Origin of the sequence: Mucilaginibacter corticis (genome assembly GCF_007558865.1) — a bacterium.
In the GTDB taxonomy this organism is placed as follows: domain Bacteria; phylum Bacteroidota; class Bacteroidia; order Sphingobacteriales; family Sphingobacteriaceae; genus Mucilaginibacter; species Mucilaginibacter corticis.
In genome coordinates, this window is sequence record NZ_VLPK01000006.1 from 69,859 (window position 1) to 93,149 (window position 23,291).

30 protein-coding genes are annotated in these 23,291 nt (G+C 45.4%); 15 read left to right on the forward strand and 15 right to left on the reverse strand.

What is annotated here, in order from left to right:
* Window positions 1-10 precede the first annotated feature (10 nt).
* From FO440_RS24940 to FO440_RS22110, 6 genes are all read right to left on the reverse strand, one after another.
* Complete coding sequence (locus FO440_RS24940; RefSeq protein WP_246104296.1) at window positions 11-229, reverse strand: DUF1599 domain-containing protein; 219 nt, start codon at window positions 227-229, stop codon at window positions 11-13.
* A gap of 239 nt (window positions 230-468) precedes the next feature.
* Window positions 469-1,224, reverse strand: coding sequence for an SDR family oxidoreductase (locus FO440_RS22090; protein ID WP_144250490.1), 756 nt, complete (start codon window positions 1,222-1,224; stop codon window positions 469-471).
* 5 nt (window positions 1,225-1,229) lie between these two features.
* Window positions 1,230-1,784 (reverse strand): cupin domain-containing protein, encoded by a 555-nt coding sequence (locus FO440_RS22095; protein WP_222104035.1) that lies wholly within the window; start codon window positions 1,782-1,784, stop codon window positions 1,230-1,232.
* Entirely contained in the window at window positions 1,756-2,016 is a 261-nt protein-coding gene (locus tag FO440_RS22100) for a hypothetical protein (RefSeq protein WP_246104297.1), read from the reverse strand. Before FO440_RS22100 ends, FO440_RS22095 begins: the two co-directional genes overlap by 29 nt.
* Window positions 2,017-2,018: 2 nt before the next feature.
* Window positions 2,019-2,945 carry an SDR family NAD(P)-dependent oxidoreductase gene (locus FO440_RS22105; protein ID WP_144250493.1) on the reverse strand — a complete coding sequence of 309 codons (927 nt, stop codon included), beginning with the start codon at window positions 2,943-2,945 and terminating at the stop codon, window positions 2,019-2,021.
* A gap of 129 nt (window positions 2,946-3,074) precedes the next feature.
* Window positions 3,075-3,512, reverse strand: coding sequence for a MarR family winged helix-turn-helix transcriptional regulator (locus FO440_RS22110; protein WP_144250494.1), 438 nt, complete (start codon window positions 3,510-3,512; stop codon window positions 3,075-3,077).
* Between the two features lie 225 nt (window positions 3,513-3,737).
* Between FO440_RS22110 and FO440_RS22115 the strand changes: the two genes are divergently transcribed.
* The 5 genes from FO440_RS22115 to FO440_RS22135 all read left to right on the forward strand — a co-directional run bounded on the left by FO440_RS22115 (window position 3,738) and on the right by FO440_RS22135 (window position 5,741).
* A complete protein-coding gene (locus FO440_RS22115) occupies window positions 3,738-4,202 on the forward strand; it encodes a hypothetical protein (RefSeq protein WP_144250495.1) in 465 nt (154 codons plus the stop codon).
* A gap of 362 nt (window positions 4,203-4,564) precedes the next feature.
* Complete coding sequence (locus tag FO440_RS22120; RefSeq protein WP_144250496.1) at window positions 4,565-5,002, forward strand: Hsp20/alpha crystallin family protein; 438 nt, start codon at window positions 4,565-4,567, stop codon at window positions 5,000-5,002.
* A gap of 66 nt (window positions 5,003-5,068) precedes the next feature.
* On the forward strand, window positions 5,069-5,362 hold the full coding sequence (locus FO440_RS22125; RefSeq protein ID WP_144250497.1) for a hypothetical protein: 294 nt from the start codon (window positions 5,069-5,071) through the stop codon (window positions 5,360-5,362).
* Complete coding sequence (locus FO440_RS22130; protein WP_144250498.1) at window positions 5,359-5,559, forward strand: hypothetical protein; 201 nt, start codon at window positions 5,359-5,361, stop codon at window positions 5,557-5,559. The genes FO440_RS22125 and FO440_RS22130 overlap by 4 nt, the downstream gene beginning before the upstream one ends.
* Window positions 5,559-5,741: a transglutaminase-like domain-containing protein gene (locus FO440_RS22135; RefSeq protein WP_144250499.1), complete on the forward strand. Its 183-nt coding sequence runs from the start codon at window positions 5,559-5,561 to the stop codon at window positions 5,739-5,741. The genes FO440_RS22130 and FO440_RS22135 overlap by 1 nt, the downstream gene beginning before the upstream one ends.
* 416 nt (window positions 5,742-6,157) lie before the next feature.
* Here FO440_RS22135 and xth read toward each other — a convergent pair whose 3' ends face one another.
* On the reverse strand, window positions 6,158-6,928 hold the full coding sequence (gene xth / locus FO440_RS22140) for an exodeoxyribonuclease III (RefSeq protein WP_144250500.1): 771 nt from the start codon (window positions 6,926-6,928) through the stop codon (window positions 6,158-6,160).
* A 109-nt stretch (window positions 6,929-7,037) separates the two neighbouring features.
* Here xth and FO440_RS22145 point away from each other — a divergent pair, with 109 nt between their 5' ends.
* From FO440_RS22145 to FO440_RS22155, 3 genes are all read left to right on the forward strand, one after another.
* On the forward strand, window positions 7,038-7,400 hold the full coding sequence (locus FO440_RS22145) for a response regulator (RefSeq protein WP_144250501.1): 363 nt from the start codon (window positions 7,038-7,040) through the stop codon (window positions 7,398-7,400).
* Between the two features lie 149 nt (window positions 7,401-7,549).
* Entirely contained in the window at window positions 7,550-9,463 is a 1,914-nt protein-coding gene (locus FO440_RS22150; protein ID WP_262711511.1) for an ATP-binding protein, read from the forward strand.
* A 9-nt stretch (window positions 9,464-9,472) separates the two neighbouring features.
* A complete protein-coding gene (locus FO440_RS22155) occupies window positions 9,473-9,904 on the forward strand; it encodes a DUF1003 domain-containing protein (protein ID WP_144250503.1) in 432 nt (143 codons plus the stop codon).
* A gap of 1 nt (window position 9,905) precedes the next feature.
* Here FO440_RS22155 and FO440_RS22160 read toward each other — a convergent pair whose 3' ends face one another.
* Window positions 9,906-11,348: a sensor histidine kinase gene (locus FO440_RS22160; protein WP_144250504.1), complete on the reverse strand. Its 1,443-nt coding sequence runs from the start codon at window positions 11,346-11,348 to the stop codon at window positions 9,906-9,908.
* The gene (locus tag FO440_RS22165) at window positions 11,348-12,148 is read right to left on the reverse strand and encodes an alpha/beta fold hydrolase (RefSeq protein WP_144250505.1); all 801 of its coding nucleotides are present in this window, start codon (window positions 12,146-12,148) and stop codon (window positions 11,348-11,350) included. The genes FO440_RS22160 and FO440_RS22165 overlap by 1 nt, the downstream gene beginning before the upstream one ends.
* A gap of 300 nt (window positions 12,149-12,448) precedes the next feature.
* Here FO440_RS22165 and FO440_RS22170 point away from each other — a divergent pair, with 300 nt between their 5' ends.
* Window positions 12,449-12,742: a hypothetical protein gene (locus FO440_RS22170; protein WP_144250506.1), complete on the forward strand. Its 294-nt coding sequence runs from the start codon at window positions 12,449-12,451 to the stop codon at window positions 12,740-12,742.
* 10 nt (window positions 12,743-12,752) lie between these two features.
* On the opposite strand, the gene FO440_RS22175 is transcribed toward FO440_RS22170, so the two are convergent.
* The 4 genes from FO440_RS22175 to FO440_RS22190 form a co-directional block, all read right to left on the reverse strand.
* Complete coding sequence (locus tag FO440_RS22175) at window positions 12,753-13,265, reverse strand: DUF892 family protein (RefSeq protein ID WP_144250507.1); 513 nt, start codon at window positions 13,263-13,265, stop codon at window positions 12,753-12,755.
* 4 nt (window positions 13,266-13,269) lie between these two features.
* On the reverse strand, window positions 13,270-13,632 hold the full coding sequence (locus FO440_RS22180) for a response regulator (protein WP_144250508.1): 363 nt from the start codon (window positions 13,630-13,632) through the stop codon (window positions 13,270-13,272).
* Window positions 13,633-13,898: 266 nt separating this feature from the next.
* Complete coding sequence (locus FO440_RS22185) at window positions 13,899-14,912, reverse strand: mechanosensitive ion channel family protein (RefSeq protein ID WP_144250509.1); 1,014 nt, start codon at window positions 14,910-14,912, stop codon at window positions 13,899-13,901.
* Between the two features lie 90 nt (window positions 14,913-15,002).
* On the reverse strand, window positions 15,003-15,341 hold the full coding sequence (locus FO440_RS22190) for an RteC domain-containing protein (RefSeq protein ID WP_144250510.1): 339 nt from the start codon (window positions 15,339-15,341) through the stop codon (window positions 15,003-15,005).
* A gap of 24 nt (window positions 15,342-15,365) precedes the next feature.
* Here FO440_RS22190 and FO440_RS22195 point away from each other — a divergent pair, with 24 nt between their 5' ends.
* Both FO440_RS22195 and FO440_RS22200 read left to right on the forward strand, forming a co-directional pair.
* Window positions 15,366-15,650 carry a hypothetical protein gene (locus tag FO440_RS22195; RefSeq protein ID WP_144250511.1) on the forward strand — a complete coding sequence of 95 codons (285 nt, stop codon included), beginning with the start codon at window positions 15,366-15,368 and terminating at the stop codon, window positions 15,648-15,650.
* Between the two features lie 70 nt (window positions 15,651-15,720).
* Window positions 15,721-16,221: a hypothetical protein gene (locus FO440_RS22200; protein ID WP_144250512.1), complete on the forward strand. Its 501-nt coding sequence runs from the start codon at window positions 15,721-15,723 to the stop codon at window positions 16,219-16,221.
* A 64-nt stretch (window positions 16,222-16,285) separates the two neighbouring features.
* Here the strand turns inward: FO440_RS22200 and FO440_RS22205 are convergent, their stop codons facing one another.
* Together FO440_RS22205 and FO440_RS22215 are read right to left on the reverse strand one after the other, a co-directional pair.
* On the reverse strand, window positions 16,286-18,010 hold the full coding sequence (locus FO440_RS22205; RefSeq protein WP_144250513.1) for a hypothetical protein: 1,725 nt from the start codon (window positions 18,008-18,010) through the stop codon (window positions 16,286-16,288).
* Between the two features lie 354 nt (window positions 18,011-18,364).
* The gene (locus tag FO440_RS22215) at window positions 18,365-19,225 is read right to left on the reverse strand and encodes a hypothetical protein (protein ID WP_144250514.1); all 861 of its coding nucleotides are present in this window, start codon (window positions 19,223-19,225) and stop codon (window positions 18,365-18,367) included.
* Window positions 19,226-19,574: 349 nt separating this feature from the next.
* On the opposite strand from FO440_RS22215, the gene FO440_RS24585 reads away from it, so the two are divergent.
* The 4 genes from FO440_RS24585 to FO440_RS22235 all read left to right on the forward strand — a co-directional run bounded on the left by FO440_RS24585 (window position 19,575) and on the right by FO440_RS22235 (window position 23,019).
* A complete protein-coding gene (locus FO440_RS24585; RefSeq protein WP_186292756.1) occupies window positions 19,575-19,727 on the forward strand; it encodes a hypothetical protein in 153 nt (50 codons plus the stop codon).
* A gap of 93 nt (window positions 19,728-19,820) precedes the next feature.
* A complete protein-coding gene (locus FO440_RS22220) occupies window positions 19,821-21,491 on the forward strand; it encodes a tetratricopeptide repeat-containing sensor histidine kinase (RefSeq protein WP_144250515.1) in 1,671 nt (556 codons plus the stop codon).
* Between the two features lie 3 nt (window positions 21,492-21,494).
* The gene (locus tag FO440_RS22225; RefSeq protein ID WP_144250516.1) at window positions 21,495-22,160 is read left to right on the forward strand and encodes a response regulator; all 666 of its coding nucleotides are present in this window, start codon (window positions 21,495-21,497) and stop codon (window positions 22,158-22,160) included.
* Between the two features lie 574 nt (window positions 22,161-22,734).
* Complete coding sequence (locus FO440_RS22235; RefSeq protein ID WP_144250518.1) at window positions 22,735-23,019, forward strand: DUF3892 domain-containing protein; 285 nt, start codon at window positions 22,735-22,737, stop codon at window positions 23,017-23,019.
* Window positions 23,020-23,291: the final 272 nt, after the last annotated feature.

Here is a 23,291-nt window from a genome sequence, read left to right on the forward strand (position 1 = left end):
GTTTTCTTTGCTAAAGCCATAATTCTTTGGTTTCCCGTGCCTTGTCGTCGTACCATTGGCTAACTTTATCTTCTGGAAGTTCCATAGGCGTATCACTACCCGATTCCAGTTGCATCATAACAATTAGGCAATAGTCGACGATACCAATGTATTCCCCGGTAACATCTTCATCGACCCTGGCTAATTTTATCTCTTCCAACGTGCGGATACGCTGCGCTTTGATAAACACCTGATCGGTGATGGATTCCGGTAGCAGGATGCGCCAGGAAGTGCCGTAATCATGGGTTTTCTTTAAGAAAAGCCTTTACAAATGGCTATTATAGCATCGTATTTAGCAGAGGTATTGTTAAAATCCTGATATATAAAAAATACAGGATAAAACTAAGTTATATTTGAAGTCCAGACAATCGATGTTGAAAAGAAAGCTGCGCGGTGCGGCTTGTGGATAATTCTCATGTGTGTACTTTGTCAACTAACGTTGATGGACATACCGCCGTCGATGACATAATCACCTCCGGTGATATAGGAGGCATCTTGAGAGGAAAGAAATGACACCAGTTTTCCGATCTCACCGGGTTCCCCGTACCTTTTCAATAAGACTTTCTGGGATATCGTATCCGCAAATTTTTCAAGTGCGGCAGCCGGGGCACCGCTTTTTCCAAAAATCGGCGTGCTGAACGGCCCGGGCGAAATGGCATTTACACGGATGCCTTTAGGCGCTAATTCAATGGCGGCAACCCTTGCCAATGATTTCAGCGCCGCTTTGCTGGCGCTGTATACGGACCTGTTTTGCGTACCCTGTGTAGCGCTGAGTGCTAATATGAAGATCACGGAAGCACCACTTTCCATGAGCGGTAAAAATTTCTGCAAGGTGAAAAAGGCACCCTTAAAATTCACATCCATGATTTCATCGAATTGCGCTTCAGTTGTTTCCTCAATAGATGACATATACATGATGCCTGCTTTAATGACCAGCATATCAACGTGCCCGAATTGTTTCTTTATTTGATCTGCCAGTTGGCTTAAGTCTGCGATATTTGATTGGTCGGCGACAATACCTGTGGTGCCCGGGCCTAATGTCTGCTCAGCTTCTTTAACAGCGTTTTGACTTCTGCCGGTGATCACTACTTCGGCCCCTTGCGCGATCAGTTCCTTTGCTATTCCATAACCGATGCCGCTATTTCCTCCGGTGATGACGGCAACTTTATCTTTATGTTTTTTCATTTTTGTCAGGCCGTCTTGCGCACGGCGCCGAAAACGACAAATAGGATTGTGCAATCATGGCCGGACCGGTTACGCCAGCTGTGAAACGTTCCGTTCGTTACCATCAGGTCCCCGGTGGTCATCATTACTTCGTGTAATTTGCCATCTTCGCCGGGGTATCCGGCGGTAACTTCGCCACCGAGAACTATGGCGAGGTCGATACTGTCCGTGCGGTGCATCCCTTCGCCCTCGCCGGGAATCATTGCCGGCGTACCCATATCGATCGGGCCTGAGGTCCTGAGTTCGCCCGGCCCTTTTTCCGTTTCAGGCGGGAGCGTAAACAGGTCAATCCGCATACTGCCGGGCGGGCCAAAAATGCCTAATTTCTGGAATTCGCCTAAAACTTCCTCCTGCCTGACCGGCAGATCGGGAACCCGGTCGAATCCCCAGAGATTGGTGAGGAAGTCAATGGCGGAGGTGTCGAAGCTATCCGTCCTAGTGGCTACGCCGTTTTGGCCTTCTGCCGTAATGATTCTTTTGATTTGCATGTTTTTAATTAATTTTTTCCAGGCTTGCTGCAATTTGTTTTTGCATTTCCTTTTTAAGATCGTCGTCAAGTTGTGTTACCTTGATGAACTGAAATTTATGAATCAAGTCATTGATCATGATGCTTTGTTGTTCGTAAACCCGGCATAAGGAACAACAGGCCAGGTGAAGTTGTAATGCCATCTCCTCGCGCATAGTGATGCCGCCGATCTGTTTTTTCTCGATCAGAAACGTCGCCTTTTTACAGTTGGAGATAATTTCTTTCAAGCTTATCTGATGAACCGGTGAATAGCTATATCGGCGTTATCCTGATAGGTAGTATTTTTCAGATCCGTGTAGAAAGTGCTTTGGTCAACGACATCGCCTGATAACTTACCTTCTCTGCTTGCATAAAAAACGCCGCTTTTATACCGATCGTCCGAAACGCCATCTACCAGGCGTTTTACCCCTGTTTCCAAGCTATGCACCATGTCTCCTAATAAAGGAAACACAATAGGCATCATGATATATTTCAGCATAAAGCGCATAGGCGCAGGCAAACTGTCCGGAGCCCCTGTTCCTTTGGTGTTCCCGGGACTCATCACCACAAATTTGAGGTCGGGATGTTTTCTGGCCATGGCTAAGGCCCACATCGTTCCAGCATATTTCACGTAGCCGTAAGCCTGCGTTACATCGAAATGTTTGCCGAAATAGGAACCATCCAAAACGCCGGCAAATTCATTAATAGAAGAATTCTTCATGGCAACCGGTTTCATGCCAAGGCTTTTTACGCCCGGTACTGCTTCGGCACTTACGAATAACACCGTTTTTCCTAACAGATCACGCTTGATCAATTCTTCAACTAACACAACATTACCTAAGATATTCGTGGCGGCCAATTGATTCATACCGGAAGGGGTGATTTGCGAAGCAGTCTTTCCAACCATTCCACCTGCATTTAAAATTACGGCATCGATAGGTTCCTTTATTTTTTCTACGGCATTTCTTACCGAACCTGCATCCGAAACATCGCCTATCAAGATCTCAAAGATCTTCTTTCCCGTTTGCGCCTCCAAGTCTTTTTTTGCTAACTCGGCTTTTACCTGGTTTCTGCAGAAAAGAATGACCTTTTTGGTTTCTTTTTTTAAGGCCAACTGGCGGGCAGCTTCTTTACCTAGCCCGGCATTCGCGCCGGTAATTAAAATACTTTCGTTCATATTTATATTTCGATTATGCAATAGTACGGATATCGAAATAGTATTCTAATATGAATCATTTTTTTTAGATTCAAATGACATTACTTGTATTTAAAAACTGTCCGGACTTCTTAATATTCAACTAAAAAATCACTTGTTCATCGAAGCGGTGAGCTGCATGAGATTAGTGATCAGAATTCCTTGTTCTACTTCGCTCAAATGGCCTAAGACCTTATTGGCCATGATCTCCTTCTGGTTGTTGAATTCTTTATAGGATGCCTTTCCTTTCCGGTCAAGCTCAACTTTTACGACCCGCCGGTCATCACTAGAATTATAGCGTAAGAGGAATTTATTGGCGACCAGCTTATCGACGATAGTGGTTAGTGTGCTCAGGGGAGCTTGCAGAAAGTCTGCGATGTCACTCATTTTGACACTTTTTTTTCCGCCTATAAAATCGATAATGAATAATTCTTTCTCATTTAGATTACCGCAGAGCTTGCAACAATGCTCGGATTCAGTTTTTATCGCACTGCTCAAATTGTACATGGCAGATATGAATTTTTCCGCATTTGTCGCTTCTGCTTTCATAATTTTCTGAACTATATTTAATTTAAGCTACGAAAATAGGGGATTAAATCAAAGATCACGCGATCCTTCGTTGGATATTCCGGATAGCTTGACCATACGATTTCGTAAGATATAGACTACCAATTTGTGTAATTACTGTGGAAAAAATTCATATTATAATCAATGAATTAAGACGGTCAAAGTTTTTCGGAATTGATTGTATGCAATTCCGGAACGAGATGATCAATGGCTTCGGATTATCCCTATTACCTGCTTAAACCACAGTTTTTCTACTCGCATAAAAAATCTTACCAGCGTGAGGCCTTAACTTACATAGATCAACATTACCAACCAGGCGACGCGGTTTATGTATACTGGAATAATTTATCAGGTTACAGGCTTTATAAGCTGATGTACAATTTTAAGTATAACGCCATTGAGGGTACCGACCAAAGGCTAAAGTCAAAAGATTACGCCGACTATTATCACAACCTTAGCCCCGATTTTAATAAATTTAAAAAGGCAAAAAGGGTTTGGCTGGTTTACAATACCGAGTTTATCACAGATATAGGTGATATGATAGATTCTCCGGCCTGGTATTACCGTGTCAGCCCGGATGCCCGTCTTGTACAGGAATTATCAAAAACTTATCAGCCATCACTTCAATTTTCGGGGACAGATGTAACCGTGCAATTATTGGAATTAAAGTAAAAAACGAATTAATTATGATCTGCCCGATCTAAGTATGTGAATCATGAGTAATACGATTTTGATATGGCTAACCATCCCTGCGCTTTTAAAGAATTGATCCGAGCATAAAAACACTGAAGCAATAAGTATCAAAACCGACCCGGCAACAGCAACATCCATAACTTAAGCTTGATGGTTATACCCCAAAGTAAATGCAAGTTAGGGTTTTTATTCGGGACGGCGGCACCTGAAAATTTGACACCGGCGCTGAAAAATTTTCAGCGGGAAACTGCAATTTTTTCCGCGTTAACCGGCTGGCACAGGGTTTGTTGTCTGGGCATTAGTTTAATTAATTTTATTGTTAACTTTTAAAAGAGAAGGCCATGACCTTAGTTAAATTCAACAACAACCGTAACAACACATTAATGCCAGGCTTTAGTGATGTTTTTGATTCCATCTTTAACGACACTTTTTTCAGCGACCGCATGATCACCCGTGTTCCCGCAGTGAACATTAGCGAAAGCGAGAACAACTATCATGTGGAACTGGCAGCGCCGGGCTTGAAAAAAGAGGATTTCAAACTGAACCTGGAACGTAATCAGCTGAGCATTTCGGTGGAAAAAAGTGCTGATCAACAGGACAATCAAAAGAACTACAGTAAACGCGAATATAGCTATAGCTCGTTCGTGCGTTCATTCACGCTGACAGAAAGTGCCGACCATGCTAATATCAAGGCCGCTTACACCGATGGCATCCTGCGCATTGATATCGCTAAACGCGAAGAAGCCAAAGCGGTTCGCCGTCAGATCGAAATTAAATAAGTGCGATAATAGTTTCTGACCAGAGAGGCTCCTGCTTATGCAGGAGCTTTTCCAATTTTACACGCTATGAAAACACGATTTTATATCTTGCTCAGCCTGAAAACACCGCAGGGTTTTACGGACTACGGCCAGTATTTTTTCGGCAACGACCGTGATGTAGCTTATGGCCTCTTCGCTCAATTGAAAGGCAGCGCTGACATGAAGGACAATTGCCTGCTGCACATCGACCTGATGGAAACGGTTAACGAACTCCCGGTAAGAATAAAAACGATTTGTTGTACCCTGGACGAGTTAGGCGCGAACTGTAAACTGATCGCGCGTGAAGTGTTCCGTTTAAAAAACCTGAAGGAAATGGTATGAACGATAAAGTATATATACTCCGGTTATTGCTTTTAGCTGTTGTAATGGGTGTGCTTTGCCTTGATACTATTTTATTGCTGACCGGGCACGGACATCAATTGGAACATCGTAACACTTTGCTGACTTGTGCATTATTGTGGTTTGCCTCGTTGTTTTATACCCGAAACAGCGACGACGACTGGGCAGGTCAGTTTTAATGCCCATTGTAGACTGGATCCCTACCAATGTGAAATACCGCATTGGGTTTTCGAACGTAGAAATCTCTGCCTATGATACCGTTACGCAACAAGCCGGGGTATGCAGGGATTTCGCCCACCCGGGCATCGCGCTCTGCCGCGCCCATTCCATACCGGCGCGTTATTTTACAGCTTATCACTGATACTAAAAATTATTATCGGCAGCTAAAAACATAAAGATCACCGGATTGTACTAAGGAGACATTTATATAAAAGAAATGTCAGACATTAACAATCATTATCAGGAACACGTCCATTGTCCGAAATGTGATGCCATCACCTACCGCAAAATTCCACGGGGCGAACTATTTGAGCGGTTTTTATACTGGTTACCATTTGACAGATATCGCTGCTATAAATGTCTCCATAAGTTTTTTGTCAAAAATTAAAACGTCCCAAAGCTATTTACTATGAAATCAATCTACTTTTTTTTAACGCTTGTTGTGTTGGTCCTACTGGGAACGTACTATTACGGTGGATTGCGATTGCGGCCATAGATGGCGTGCACTACTTAAAACAAATCTACGCGCTAAACAATGGCTGTCAGTGGTCTGTTATATCAGACGTTTAATTCGATCCAGACCGGGGCATGATCGCTGCTGTGGGGCCAGCCCCGCACATCCGCATCCACCGCGCCCTTGACCAATTTATCCTTTAATTGCGTATTTAATAAAAAATGATCCAGCCGCAGCCCGGCATTCCGGCCATAAGCATCCCGCAAATAATCCCAAAAGGTATAAATTCGTTGATCGGGATAAAGCGTCCGAATCGCATCTGTCCAGCCCTGCTCCAGTAACAAACCAAACAGTTCCCGAGATTCTTTTCGAAACAGCGCATTATTGCGGTATTTTTCAGGCTTGTAGGTATCCAGTTCCGTCGGCATCACATTATAATCCCCTACCAGCGCCACCGGCAGATCAAATGCTGACAACTTGCGTGTATGCGCCATCAGCCGCCGCATCCACTCCAGTTTGTAATCAAACTTCGGCCCCGGGTAAGGGTTGCCGTTCGGCAAATACAAACAACCGATCACCACCCCATTGATAAAGGCTTCAATATAACGGCTATGGGTATCATTTTCATCACCATCCAAACCCCGCCGCGTTTCTTTGATTTCGTGTTTGGATAGGATCGCTACCCCGTTCCAGCTTTGCTGGCCCTGCCAGATGGCGTTGTAGCCAAATTCTTTCAGGACGTTTTCGGGAAAAGCCTGGTCGGTGCATTTAAGTTCCTGCAAACAAACGACATCCGGCCCGGCCTCTTCCAGCCAGCGGAGCAGGTTGGTCAACCGGCCATTAATGCCATTGATGTTATAACTTGCGATCTTCACGCCTGTTGAACAGCCGCATTGAAGATTAGTTTGAATAGGAAGTATCAGGGCGGTTGCCGGATCGTGGCACCGTATTCGTCTGTACTGCTTAGAACTAATCTTACAGACTATGGGCAAGCGGATATTGGTGCTGGATGATGATCAGCATATTTTGGATATTTTAACTTACATTTTAACGGAAGATGCTTATGAGGTAAAGGTGCTTGCCGATGGCCACCAGGTTGCAGCGGCCATTGAGCAGTTCGATCCGGCCCTGATTTTGATGGATGTGATGCTGGCCGACCTGGATGGATGGGTCATTTGCAGGCACTTAAAGGAAAGGCCGGAGACCAGTCACATCCCGGTGATCCTGATCTCGGGCACCCATGACCTGGCTGCAACGCTGCACCAGCAGGGTGCGCCAAATGATTTCATGACCAAGCCATTCGACCTCGATGTTTTGCTTTCCAAAATAAAAGCGCAGCTGGTGTAGCCCTGTTTTTAAGGCAGTCGTTCGTCCTGGCACGACATACCGGCAAAAATAAAACGGGGTGATATTCTACTTCTAATTTATATTTTTAACTTTGGAAGTAAACCAGGCCCGCCAAAATGCAGCAAACCGACTTTCAAAACCTTCAAAATATGGTACTGCAAGCGCCAATCGGCATTTGCCTGCTGGATGCCACAACAATGGTAGCCGAACTGCTGAATGATAAATTCCTCGAAGTTGCGGGTAAGCCCAGGGAGACGATCATCGGTAAATTTTACTGGGAGCCTTTTGCTGAAGTGCGGGAACTGTACGAGGATGCCCTGAAAAATGTGGCGCTGACGGGCGAGCCCTATTATGCCAACGAGGTGGAAATGACCCTGATCCGCAATGGCAGAGAAGAACAGGTGGTGGTAACCTTCGTCTATAATCCCATTAAGGATGAAAAGGGAATAGTGGTCAAGATCGCGGTTTGGGTGGTTGAAAATACGATACAGGCAAAAGCCCGGAACGAGATGGGCGCGCTGAACAAAAAACTGACAAGTTCGAATCTCGACATGCAGACCGTTAATACAGATTTATCGAGATTAAACAGCGAACTGCTGCTTTCCAATAAAAATATTCATTTGCTCAACCTGCGTTTGCAGGAATCCGAAACCGATTTTAAACGGCTGGTCGAACAGGCACCGGTAGCGATACTGGTTTTCCGCGGGCCGGATATGGTGATCGACCTGGTCAACCAGGCCATGCTGGAGATTTTAGGAAAAGACGCTTCGCTCATCGGTAAACCGCTGCTGGAAGGCTTACCGGAAATTAAAGGTGCACCGGCCGTCGACCAGCTTTTTCATGTTTTTCAGACGGGCGAGGCTTCCGACGGCAACGAAGCACCGGTGCCGATCAAAACCAATGGCGTGGTGGAAACGCGGTATTTTAATTTCAGTTACCGGCCCTTACTCGATAAGGGGAAAATTATCGGTGTGATGGATGTGGCGGTCGAAGTGACGGCACAAGTACTGGCGCGGAAAACGCTGGAAGCGAACGAACAGCGTTTGCAAAGTATCCTGGATACGATGGCAGAGGGCGTTGTGATCGTCAATGCTGCGGGACAGCCTACCTATGCGAATCCCATGGCGCAGCAGATCATGGGCATTTCGGAAGAACAATTCAAGGAACGCGATTATAATGATACCAAATGGCATAACGAACGGCTGGACGGAACGCCACTGTTAAGGGAAGACCATCCGATGTATGTGGTGATGCGAACAGGGCAGCCGGTATTCGACCAGGAAATCGCTATTGTACAGTCAGACCAGGAAAAAATATACATATCGATTAATGCCGCCCCGCTTCGCGATGGTGGCATTATCAGCTTCACGGATGTGACCAGTCGCCGCAAGCAATTACAACAAAAAGAAGACTTTATCAGCGTAGCCAGCCATGAGCTGCGTACGCCCGTCACCTCGCTCAAAGCCGCGCTGCAATTACTCGACCGGATGCAAGGCAACATCAGGCCGGAGGTACTGGCCAAATTATTAGGGCAAGCCAACCGCAGCCTGAATAAGCTCAGCGACCTGATCACCAGTTTGCTGAATACCAACCGCATCAGCCAGGGCCGTTTCCCGGTCCATAAAACCACCTTTGCTATCGGGAACCTGCTCCGGGGCTGCTGCCAGCACATCCTTTCGGCCGGCAGCCATGAAATTATTCAGCAAGGCGATCTGGAACTCCAAGTTACCGCCGATGAACAGCAGATCGACCAGGTATTGGTCAACCTGCTCAATAATGCGGTCAAATACGCGCCGCAATCCCGCCGGATCATCCTCCAGGTCGAGCAGCAAACCCATGCGGTTAAAATAAGCGTCACCGACCAGGGACCGGGCATCCCTGCCGATAAAGTCAGCCATATTTTTGAACGCTACTACCAGGCCGACCGCAGCGGCGGTGAGCTTTCCGGCCTGGGCCTGGGTTTATACATCAGCGCGGAGATCATTGAAAAGCATGGCGGCAAGATCGGCGTAGAAAGTAAACCTGGTCAAGGCAGCAGCTTTTGGTTTACGCTACCGCTATAAATAACAAGCATGAAAAAAACCACGACTACACCCAGGGACCGGCTAAGTGCCCGCATCACTGACCTGTTGGGCAGCCTGCGATTTTTGGGTGCCTGCTTCGCTTTTATCCTGGTTTATTTGCTGTGGAATGCGGGCCTGCTGGGACTGCAAGCGATCGAGCCTTATCCCTTTGGCGGCCTGGAGCTGGGGGTATCCATCTTTGCGATCTTTCTTACCGTTACCGTGCTCATCAGCCAGCACCGCCAGCGGCAGATCGAAAAAGTACGCGAGGCGGTAGAATTTGAGATCAATGTCCGAGCGGAAAGCGAGATCACTAAAATCCTCCATATGCTGGAGGTCATTCAAAAAAAACTAGGTATTGACGAGCCGGATGCCGAACTGGAACAAATGAAACAAAACACCGACCTGGAAAACCTGCACCGCGAAGCAAAAAAAGATTAAATCAGGCAGGCAGGGTAAACCAGAACGTACTGCCTTCACCCAATACGCTTTGAGCACCTATCTCCCCGCCATGTTTCCTGATGATCTCGGCACAAATGTACAGGCCAAGCCCCAAACCAGAATATTGGGCGCTTTGGCTGCTCACCTGGTAATAACGTTCAAATAAATGCGGGAGCTTTTCCGGCGGAATACCCGGCCCGCTATCGACAATTTCCAATAATATACCTTGCGGCGTCCGGGATAAGCGGATCACGATTTGCATACTGTCCGGCGCATATTTGATCGCATTAGTGATCAGGTTGCTCAAAACCTGCTCCATTCGCCCCTCATCGGCCAGTACCGTAATGGACCTGTCGCCTTCGGTGATGATCTCATATTGCCGGTCGATCCGGATGTGGTGTACATAGTCGCCGATCAGTTCGGCAAAATTGAATTGACTTTTATTTAAGTGCAGCTGGCCGTCATTCAGCTGGCTGGCATTCAGCAAATCGGCCACCAGGTTATTGATCCGGTTGACATTGCGGTTGCTCTTGTCAATCAAACCGGGAACCATCTTGTTTGACAGATCGCCCTTCATCCGGTCCAGTATCTGGAGCAGGCCTTTTAAACTGGTGATCGGTGTTTTGAGTTCATGACTGGCAATATTGATGAAATCATCCTTCTTCTTCATATCCAGCACATGCTGCTGGATATTGGCGCAGGAACCGAACCAGTTGGTCAGTTGACCTTCCTCATCCAAAAACAATGCGGCCTTCAGCAGGTGCCATTCGTACAGCCCGTCCCGGTCAACCAGTCTGATCCTTTTTTCAAAAGCTTCCCCGGTCCGCATGCTTGCGCGCCAGTCTGCCAGTAAAGCCCTGCGGTCATCCGCATGCACCTTGGACATAATGAAAGACACCCGGGTATCCTGGCCGTTGCAGTCAAAATACTGGCAAAAGCGGGCGTTGACATAGTCGATGTAACCGTCAGGCGTTGCCGTCCAGATGATCTCGGGCACCAGGTCGGCCATAAATTGCAGGCGCTTGTGCTCGTTCTCCGCCGATTTTTTAGACAACAACAACTCTTTCTCAAAACTCTTGCGTTCAGTAATATCCGTCAAAACGACATTAACGGCTACCAGGCGCTTGCTTTGATCCAATTTTGCTGAAGCATTTAATAATACGGGTAATCCTTCGCCATTTTTTTTCAGCACCTCATAGCTGAATTCTTTGACGCCTTTATTAACCGTCGCCATCGGCCAGAAGAACATCTCGAAATGCATTTGCCCGCCTTTGGACAACAGCCCGGAAAACTTGTGATCCAGCAATTCCGCCTGCTCATAGCCCAGCCAGTCCAGCAAAGTCCGGTTGATCTTCATGATGTGTCCTGAAGGTGACAAGGAAAAATAGCCGCAGGGGGCCTGCTGGTACAGTTCCTCCAGGTCGATGATCGCTTGTCCCGCCATTAGTTACGCTGAATAAAGGCGCGGATCGCGGCGATGGTTTCTTCGGGTTCGCTGATATGCGGACAATGACCGGCGGCATTCAAGCGCAGGAATTCATTACCCGGCGTATGCCGGTGCACATATTCGCCCACGGCCAAAGGCGCGATGATATCATTCGAACATTGCAGGGTCAGGCTTGGCACAGTCAGTTTGGAAAGATCAGCCCGGTTATCCGACATAAAGGTCACCCGTGCGAAGTCCCGCGCTACGTCCGGATCGGTCGAGCAAAAGCTGCCGGTCAGGAACTCACCCAGTTCCGGCCGGTCGGAATTACCCATGATCGCCGGCGCCATCGCGCTTGACCAGCCCAGGTAATTGTTTTCCATGAATTCAAACAACACTTCCAGGTCCTTTTGTTCAAATCCGCCGGTATAGTTTTCCGTATTCAAGTATCTTGGCGAAGGCCCGATCAGTACCAGTTTGACGAAATACTCCGGGTGGCGGATCGCCGCCAAAATACCGGTCATACTGCTCACCGAATGACCCACGAAAATGACATTCCGGAGATCCAGCGCCTGGCAGACATCCAGGATATCCTGGGCATAACCGTCTATGTTACTATATTTAGCAGGATCATATTGCGATAAATCTGAGCGGCCGGAGCCCGTATAATCGAAAAGAACAACTTTGTAATCTTCCGTAAACGCATCAATTACGAACTTCCAGGCATGCTGGTCACAGCCAAAACCATGGGCAAATAAGATGACCTGCTCACCATTACCAATCACGTTCACATTATTTCTTTTGATAATGGCGTCCATATTAGGGGGTTAAACACGCAAGATACGAATTATTTGATGATGTGATTAAGGCTTTGCGCTTTACCTCTTTATTCTTAATAATTTTCGATGGTATCGCCGGAGCGCATTTTCGCCCGTTCGGGATCTGTCAGATCCGGCTTGCTATACAGTACTTCCTCTTTTCGGCTGATTGCTGCATGTGATTTTTCCATGATTTGCTATTATCCCTAAACAAGCACTCACCCCGCTTAATGTTTCCACCGGCCCGATATATTTGCCAACAAGTGAAACTAAATCACCATCCGATGCTTGTACAGGCCTATGACAACCATCAAAAATGTAAAGCCGCTCAGCGCGGAAAAATTATTCGACCTGTTGAAAACAGAGTTTGCGGACTATATCAACGAAAAATTGGGCTCCAACCTGGCCATTGAATACGCGCATGTATTCGACGAGATCAATATTTCCTTCCCGGAAGTGATCGAAGGCCCGGCGCTGATTATCATAGTAACGGGTGACGAACTGACAGTTACGTTATTAGCTGCCGGCTCAGACTACAATACCGGTTTGCTGGAAGAACACCTGAACGGCTTTCTGGAAGAAAAGGCAGGCTAAAATTAGTTCGCTATTTCGTGATGTATTTGGCCGCGATCAGCAGCAGCAAGGTACGATCGGCTTTGGCCTCGTCGTAGTTTTCTTTAAGCAATTGGGTAACCTGTCTGTTTTTGAGTTTGACGGCGGCCATTTGCAGTACCTGGAACGAAGCCATTTCTACGCTCTCGATATTTTGCAGGTAGAAGATGATCGACATATCCCGCAGTTCTGCATCAGCCGCCTGTTCGCGGATCGCCTCGAAAGCATCGTCTACCAGCCCGGTTACGCCATTGATGCTGCCTTTGGAGATTTCAGCGTCCAGCAGTTCGTAGATCAATTCCATCCGGGCGATCTGTTTTTCTACGTCCTCTACGGTCTCGCCGATAGCATGGCGGAGATCGCTGAAGCGGGCCTCATCCCGGAGTTTTGGCAGCCATTCTACCAGATGCGCCTTGGCATAATAGATCCGGTTCAGGTGGGTCACAAAAAATACCTTTAATTTTTTTGAACCTAACTGGATGGACTTCCCCTTTTGCTCGCTCATGCGGCTAAGATAGGTATTCTTTTACCTGCGCAAGCAATTCATAAATATCAAACGGTTTGGGAAGGTAAGCATCTGCTCCACATTCCTGCGCGATGATCCGGAGATCGGATTCCGCGGAGACCAGCATGACCGGCAAATGCCGGGTTTCCTGCTGGGCCTTGATCTCTTTGCAGATTTCCGGGCCATCTTTCACAGAACCCACGATCCGCACATCCAGCAAAACCAGGTCCGGTTGTATGACCTGCAAATGCTCCGCAGCTTCCCCAGTATTGGACAAAACGGTGTCATAACCGTTCTCCTGAAAGATGATATTCAATATCTCGAGGATGTCTTCATCATCATCGATCACGAGCACGCGTTTCGCCATGATTTAGTTTTAAACTACGGCGCGTCAAAAAGCGGTCCAAGATCGTGATCCAGCTGATTTAAGCCAATTAAAAGCCCCGGAAGTTAACAGATCACCTGTTCTGTATACAACTTGTAGTTTATAAACGAAATTTAAAAGCAGGCGCTGCAGGTCCTGGTAATCCCGGAAGGGTTTCAGCAAATAGCCATCTGCTTCGCAAAGCGAGGCATGGTGTTCCAAACAATTATCGGCGAAGATGAGGATAACCGGTACCCGACAAACTCAGGTCAGCTGCCTTCCGCAACGAAGGAAACCTTTTCAGGTGCTTTCAATAAGGCTGCGATCACCGCTTTAACAATCTTACTCCGGGTTTGCGAGGACTGTTTGGGGTTCACGATATAGATCAGTAAGACCTCCACCCAGTTATTCTGATGTATCCGGAAATTAACAAACGGAAATTCTCTGATCTCGATATCTTCTACCAGGATCTCCGAGATCTGGTCACGCATCGCCTCAACGTTCTCTTTCGTTTTTTGATCCAGCTGCTGCAAGCAAGCCTTGCGGACAGTTTGCTCTACCCAATCCAGATCACTATTGAACGTAATGTAGAAAGATACTTCATTCCAAACCAGCGGGATCTTCTGCCAGGAATAATTGTACACCTGATTCTGAAAGATCAGGCTGTTCGGAAAGCGGATCAGCCGCCCGCTGGGCAGATCGCTGCTCATCAGGCTGCCGGCAAATTCCCAAAGGGTCGTGTCCAGAAAATTGATCTCGACCACATCGCCGTGAAAGCTGCCCACCTGGACCCGGTCTCCTACTTTGAACGGCCCGCGAACGATAATATAGAACCAGCCAATCAGGGAAGCGATCGGCGTTTGCAGCGCAAATCCCAGCAATAAGGAGATCAGACCGAGCGAAACAGCCGCCGTATACCAGTTCGCATTTAAAAAGGAGATAAATATAAATACAATGATAATAAAGCTGAGCAGCCTGGTAAACTGGATCAGGTTGTAAACCAAACCCTTCTCCAGCGATGTCTTGGCGATCTGACCCTGCACCAACCTGGATAGGATGGAAAGACCGAAACTACAGGCACCGGCAAACAGCAGGTTATCCGCCAGATGGTGGTAAGTTCCGATAAAGTCGAAGACCTTTAATTTCAGCACAAATGTTGCAGCGATACAGACTACAGCGCCGATGATATAAGCACTGATCTTTGATTTTCGGACCTCTTCGTTATGCAGTTTCTTGATAGCAGCCTTTTGTTCCGGTGTAGCTTCCTGGTCTTTTATTTCCATTGTATCGTGGTATTCATCACAATTACGAAAAACAGCTCCGCATAGTTTGAAAAATGGAAACCCTTCAGCTGTAATCACCGACGAAAAGCCTTACTTATAACTGTTTTCTATGCTTTGCTTTACTTGTCCTGCCATTTCCTCTAAAAAACGTGTCGGGCTGATCACCTTCCGGCGTTTGATGTCGATGTTCATGCGGTAGGCGGCATCGCCAGTGATGGTGATGTTGAAAGCATTTGACAATGCTTCGACGATTTCGGAGACTTCGGCTTTGATTTGATGGGTGTGGTAAATACCGTAGGCCAGTTCAACGAGGTTTACCTTGTCACCGGTCCACACCAGCTTTTGAACAGCCGGCTTTTCGCTGAGCTGTTCAATCAAATAAAACTGAATTTTTTCGTAAGCGATGAATTTCGCAAAAACATAATCCATTTTATAGGGTACCGGGTCACTGTCGTGCAGGAAGTAACGCTCATCCAGTTCAGTCAGGTGATTGGTGAGTTAGAAAAAGCCGCAGATATTGACGAAGTTCATGCATCATGGGAAAAGCATAAACCGGACTTAGGTGATGATCCAGATTACCTAAAAGCGGTAAGGGATAAGCTCTCTTCGTTTAAACTTTCCGAACGTCAAACAGCAGAATGTATCAATTGGCTGCCAAATCCGGCACAAAGCCTGAATATCATTATCGTACCCGATCTATGCGGCCGCATAAATAATACGGTCAACAACCCGGGGTAAATAACCAATGACACTTCCTTAATGAACGAGATCTGGAAGTCTTTTGAATCGGCTACCCGTTTAAAAATGAATGCGAACGATTTACTGGAGCTATTTTAACCATGACCTCAGGCGTAATTTAAAGACTTCCACACTTTACACCGACTATCGGAACATATTGATCATTTTGACAGATGGCCATTTAGAGGCACAAACAAATCAGGCCACGGGTATTGCGTTTTACACCGGTACTTACCAGCAACGGACTGCCGTTTTTAATCAGCTCAAAGCGGGTAATTCCATTTCCGGAGCAGTTTCATCGATAGTGCCGATCATGGATTGTACCGATCATTTTCCAGATCTGGAAGTCGAAGTATTGGAAGCTAAAGCACGGCACGCGACCAGTCCGCAGGAACCTTATGACCCCGGTACGCCCCGGGATTTTGATATACTTAATAAATTATGGAAAGATTGGTTTTCGAAACTGGAGATCAAAAATGCGGGCGAAGATTGTTTTAACGAACGTGTGGTCGCAATAGACCTGACCAGGCAAAAAATAGAAAATTTTATAAAAGGTAACAAAGAATTTTAGACAATCAATTTATCACGATGGGTTGGTGAGATTTTAAAGAACAAATCTCTAATAATCTCCATTTTCAAGGTAAGCCTTTCGTGAGATTAAATGTTTTGATGCAGCTGGTGAGATAATTCTCCCCATCTTCGCGTAAGGGAATCTTTTTAAGTGCAAAATCTTCAAAGGTCGGCTGGGAATCTATATGATCGTTGATTTCACGGGTTAGGTCGGCTTTTTTCCTTTTGGAATTGGCATGGGCGTGAAACTGGCTGATCAACTCCATAAGCGAATATTGCTTGTGATCGAACGCGTCAAACTTTTGGATAAGAAACGTGATATTGATCATCGTGATGGGCATAATGGTTTTAAAGTGCCGTCTTAAACCGCTTGCGGCTAGTTGTTTTTTAAAGGCACGGTCGAGGTAATCGTTGATGCCCGGCATACCAAAGACAAGATCGCTATAAACCAGTACCGGGTAGATGGTCAGGTTCTTAGTGTTTTTATAAGCCGGGGGATTTTCGAAAGGTTGCTGACTCAGGTATTGCAGCTGCTTGATGATTTGGCCGGTTCCTTTTTTCGAACTATTGAATTTCAGATCGATGGCTTCGGTGATCGCTTCATAAGAGTACGAGCCGATAGCTGGGGCGGGGAAATAGGCATCCTTGATTTCGATTAACATCACATTGTTGCCCTGCCGGTAATAGGCATCCGGATGACCTTTTATATCAAGATCGTCAAACTTGAGCACCTGGTGCTTATTTTTAAAACAGGCGCCCAGTAGTTTTTGAAATAGATATTTTTCAGTGACTTCACCACCGATATGTTTTTTAAAATCCAGAAATGTCCTGAACTTGGTGTCTTCATTTATCCCTGAATACTGGTAAAAATCAAATACTAATCCATCATACATTTTACTGATCAGGAATGGCCAGCTTAAAACCAGGTGACTACCATCTTCCAGCTTTAAGAGGGGCTTGGATCTAATGCCAGTGTAATTGCTTTTTCCGGCGGAAAAAGCAGCCTGGTAATCTTTAATATTGAGGTCAAACTGTTCAAAGATCGTTTCAAAGCCATCCGATGGAGCAAATGAACAGCTCGCCCACTGGTCCGGACTTTTGTTCTTGAATTTTTTATAGCCCAAAATCAGCAGGTTATAAATGTCCAGTACATAATTGAGCGCGGTAGCTTTACCGTGCTTTTTTAAATAATTATCAACATAGACCGCATAGGGCGAATGGTATTTTAAATAGTTAAGGAGTACCGCTCCCCGCAACATGATTGGAAAAGGATATATCTCACTGTTGATTTCAAACTGGTCGATAAAAGAGGGCCAGGTCGTCTTTGCAAAATAATCCGCATCATAAACGGGGGTCTCACGAAGTGTATTTCGTATTGACTCGTTGACTTTTTCCACGATTAGAAAATAGGCTTTGAACAGGCGTAAATCTTGATCTTGGTTTATTTCTTCATCAGGCAGCTCACGGTAATTGACCAATTCATAATGCAGAAACTCCAAGTTATAAATCACAGAGAAAAAATGAGTTTTCGCATCGGGGTTGCGGTTAATTTTTTTATTGACGTTTTCAATAATCGCTTTGCGTGTTTCAGGTTGTTGCCGGCGCAAGAGCAAATCAAATATTTTATATTGTGCCGGCCCTTCATTACTCCTGTGATAATAAAGTTCGGCGTTGGCCATGGCAAGGAACTGAACGACCAGTAAGGATGGAATGTCTTTCAACAGTTCTTCTAGCGTATCGTTTTCACCCGGAAAAAGGTCGTTGAATTCGGGTGTTAGGATCATTTCCATTTTTGTCTTAATGTTTGTTTGCCGCGAATGATTTCATTTGCTTGGTGATTTTATGTACTTCTGTTTCAATGGCGCGCAATTTCGCCTGGCAAAATTCGATCAGTTCAGCGGCGCGTTTTACCTTTGGGCAAGGACGTCCACGGTGATGGTATCCTTTTAAATTCCCTGGGAGATCAATTTCAGTTCCAAGTTGGCTATATAATAGTCAATTTAGGGTTCAATATGTATGGTTCGAAATTCGCAAAAGGCATTTTGATCCGTCAAGCAAACCCAAACACCCAACTCATTTTATCAACTAAACAAAAAAAAATTAATCCTCCTGACTGAAAAAAGCAAGTCTTCACGGGCTTTTTATTAACCCGGATTTCTCGGATATTTATTTAAAATATAAGCGGTCAATGGCAATAGCCGCCGGTCCGGATACAAGGGCGGCGCACCTGGAGCAGTATAATATTCTACTTTTCCATTAATTTTAATATACCAGATTTTCCCTATCGAACTCGCCGTAAGTGTATCCGCCCTCGTATCTCTCTTAAAGTTTATCATCTTATCGCTATCTTTTGCAATTACCTGAGCATCAGAGTCTCCTGGCTTTTCATTACAACTAATCGGCTTAAACTCCGCTCCGTTCCAATACATACATTTTTGAACTTCGTTTTCAATCCCACGAAGCTTAAAAAAAAGTATAAATGATAAAACCGTTATTGACAAGAACAAAATACCTAAAAGCATCTTATTTTTATTTTTTGATGGTTTTCTAGCAGCAGCAGTTGTCGCAAATTCAGCAGATTTCGGTTCAACTTTTTTATCCTCCTTTTTGATGGCTACGGCTGGGCTTATCTGATCTCCGTTCGGAACATGATACATGTCTTTCACCCGATGTGGTCGCGGATGATAATCAATCAGCCAGGCCAATAGTTCCACATGCTTGGAATGCGGGTTCTGTACCGTCCCGTTCATAAAGCGGATAAGCGGCTTAAACAGATCGATATCGATAGCTTCAATCGCATCAACATAACCCGCCAGATCGTCTTGATGCCCAAAAAAAGAACTTAAAATTTCGCGGTCATCCTTCGAAAACCTCCGCTCTATGATGGCCCCACATTCGTCACGCAATTTAGCAGGTGCAGGCAGTTTTAGGTTTTCTGAAAGGGGCCCCGACGCCTTCAACAGACGATAACTCTCCAGTACATTTTTCTTGTGTTCAGCGAACATGGTGATAAAAATTTAAAGGTAAATCTAATAAATCTACCGCATTACACGCGCCCAATCAGCCTCCCGGCGGAATTATTCCGGACTAAGCGGACTTATCGGAATGATCTGCAAATAAGCGGGTTAACCGAATCTACATTTGCTCACCGTTTCGGTCACGACGTATGGCCGGAATTAATTAGCAGTAAATGCGGCGGCCCCAAAACCGGCTTGGGAAGCAGTCAAAAGCTTCCGCATCCAATGCTTCCACTTCCCAAAAAATGTAAGAAGCGCTTCTTACACGGTTGGCAGCAACACCTGGAACAAGGTCCCGGGCGACTGCCGGATTTATTAACCTTTTAAAATTAAAAAAATGTTAGAGATACTTATAGCGCTCTTTATGGCATGCTCATGCCCTGCGCAGAACAATAATAATGGCAATACAGATCATACCTCGACAGTTTCCACACAAGACAATGGTGGCGGAACCGGGCATATCCCTCCTGGCACGCCGCCTCATTTGTAGTCGGCTATTTTAAAACCGGTAAGGCAAGAGCGATCTTGCCTTATCTTTTTCAGGAAAAATTCAGTTAGCTTTACATTTAGCTAAATATTTCACTTGAAAAAAACCTGCCACCTTATTTGGGGCTGTCTGATCCTACTGATTGCCTGCAAGCAAAAAGAGGTTGTACTACCCAAAACCAATTATAGCAAAGACTATAATAAAGCTTCCGGCTTTATCTGGCATCAAAACGACTCCGCCTTTTTTTATTTCAATAAAGTTGCCAACACCGTCAAAGACAGTTTAGAAATAGCCATGGCTTATAATCAAATGGGCCAGATCCAATCCGATGCGGGTGACTTTTACGGAAGCCAGGAAACCTTACTGCAATCTTTAAAATATCTCAACGAGCAATTGCTAAAGAACCGCAGTTGCCTGGCATCAGATTATAACGAACTGGGCATATCCAGCGCAAATTTACAAAACCGCGAAGCCGCTGTTCTTTATTACCATCGTTCTTTGAGCTATGCGGATGACAGTAGTTTAAGCGCCGTCGTAACCAATAACCTGGCCTACAATTTCCAACAAATGCACCTTTATGATGAAGCTATAAAGCTCTATTATCCAGCACTGGAGGCGACAAAAAATCCTGCCGACAAATCAAGGACCCTGACCAACCTGACCTTTACCAAATGGCTGCAAAATCATCAGTACCATGCCGCTCCAATACTCATTGCCGCCCTTAAGTCCAGCATTTCCAGAAACGATTTATGGGGTCAAAACCTGAATTATGATTATTTAGCCCAAATCTACCGCGGACGCTTGCCCGATTCCGCTTATTTTTTCGGCAGGAGCATGTACGAAGTGGCTTTAAAACTGCAAAACCCCGTTGAGCAACTGACGGCGCTTAACCATCTTATCCTGAACGGAAATCCCGCTACGATCAGAAGTTATTTTGCGAAATACGAGCACTTGAACGACAGCATCACACTCGTAAGAAACAACGCCAAGAATCAATTTGCCTTGATACGTTATAACGCGGCACAAGCCAAAAATGATAATCTTAAATTGCTAAAGGATAACAGTGATAAAAAGTATCAGATCCTGCTCCAATACTTGTTTATGGCAGGCATCTTTGTCTTTCTCATCTTATTTATTTTCCTAGGCAGATCCTGGTACAAAAGGCGAAAACAGGAACAACAAGCCGCAACGTTACACGCTGTTCAGGAAACGCAGCAGAAGGATTCAAAAAAAGTTCACGATACACTCGCGGGCGATATTTATTATATCCTGAAAAAGGTGCAGAGTGACCCGAATATCGACCAGAGCTGGCTGATCAATCATATTGACGAAATCTACGAACGTGCCCGTGACCTCTCCCGGGAAATCATCGCGAATACCGGTGAAAATTTTCACGAATATATTTCCGCCCGGCTGACAGCATTTGCCACAGACCTGACTCAGGTTTTGCTGGTTGGAAACGACGAATCCCTATGGCAGAAAATCAGTCCCCTGCGCCGTGCAGAAATTAAAATTGTACTTCAGGAATTAATGGTCAATATGCATAAACATAGCCAGGCTGCCAGCGTCGTCATCAGGTTTGAAGATATCGGAGACCATTTTATAATCCGCTATTTTGATGACGGCATCGGGATTTCTGAAAATAAAAACGATGGTCATGGTTTGAAAAATACGGAAATCCGTATCCAGGCAATTGGCGGTAAAATTACCTTTGAAAATGTAGATCACGGTGGTTTACAGATTACCATTATATTACCATTCTCGTAAGTCATGTTTGAAAAAGTACTGATCGCTGAGGATCATCAAAGCATAAAAATTTCGGTAACGCAAACCTTAACCAATTTGGGCATAGAAGCGCGGGATAATTATGCTTATGATTGCGATAACGCACTGCAAAGGCTCAAAAAAGCGTTGCAGGATAACGCGCCCTTTGAGTTGCTGATCACAGATCTGTCATTCGACGACCGGGCGATATCGATCATTTCCAGCGGAAAAGAGCTCATTGATGCTGCAAGGGCTTTGCAGCCTTCCTTAAAAATAATCGTATTCTCAGCGGAGTCCAGCGCGTCGGTGATCGGCAAGTTGTTTGAGGAGCAAGGTGTTAATGGCTATGTAAAAAAAGGCAGAAGCGATACAGAAGAACTGCAAAAAGCGGTTGAAACAATTCACAAAGGTAAAACCTTTATTTCGCCGGGTCTTCAGCAAGCCGTTAAAGCAAAAAACGCACACGATTTTACTCCGCTTGATATAGCCATCATTACCCAACTGGCCAAAGGAATGCTGCAAAAAAACTTACCAGCCTATCTTCAGGAACAAAACCTTAAGCCATCAGGCCTGAGTAGCGTGGAGAAACGTCTGAACCATATTCGTGAGACACTCCATATTTCCAGCAATGAACAACTGGTTGCCTTTTGCAAGGATAAAAAAATAATCTGATGCGGTTTTACATAACTAAAAATCAGGATATCGCAAAATACCAGCTACATGCCGAACACTGAACAATGTTGATCTTCATTACAGCGCACATATATATCGGTGAATTCTCATCCTGCAAGCCTGCGCTGGATGAAGCAAGAAAATCTTACCCCGGCGCCGGGGCGTGTAAAACATGCTCACCAAGTTGCCAGGAACGATAAATAGTTATTCATATCATTTTGCTATATTTAAATAAATTTTAATTAAGCCTACGTACTTTAAAATGAAAGCTTTGCTACTTCTGTCATTGCTTCTGGTTGATTGCAGAAATATCACCCCGCCGGCAGACACCGCCACCGTCTACATTTGCGACAGCCGAGGTTCCAAACGCTATCATTTAAGCCCAAATTGTAAAGGATTGCGTACTTGCAGCCACCGTGTTGTAAAACTCAGCCTCAAAGAGGCGAAAAGCCGGGGAAAGACCCTTTGCGGCTGGGAGAAATAGTTCACCTATATTTAGCCGATACGGATTCCCGTAAAAATTACGCCCCGCGACCCTTTAATTTTGAGTCAATCAATCACTTAAATTAAGATCATGGCAAGCAGACATCAGGTGCACTGCATCAACAAAAGAAACCATTCATCAGCACACGAGCGAATAGCGTACATCGGCGGTATAAATCCGGACCGCAGCCGTTGGAAATTAGCAGAAAATGAAGCGATACTGTCGATTGAACAAAAGAAATACGAATTCTTTGTCTCCGTTAACGGAAGGAGCGTTAACGTGGTCGTTGCTACCCACAACGGCCGCAAGTATCTTAAAACCGAAGCCGATGGCTATAGTCCGGACAATCTCCTGTCGTTGCCTGAATGTCCGTGACATTTTAATAGACTTTACCCGAACCTTATCACATATTTTATATTCAGTCAAAACTTCTTTGGCCGCTCAAAAAGGTCAGTGCAATGCCACTGACCTTTTTGCTTAGGGATCACTTTATCCCCTTAAACATTTATTCTATACATTTTTACTAATTTTGCTCCATATCTGGGTGCACATATTAATTACGGGTTGTACTGATATCTGAATATCCCAGCCTATTGAGAACGGTCTTATAATCGCATAAACTTTCGATGCAGCGTGCTGCATGGCGT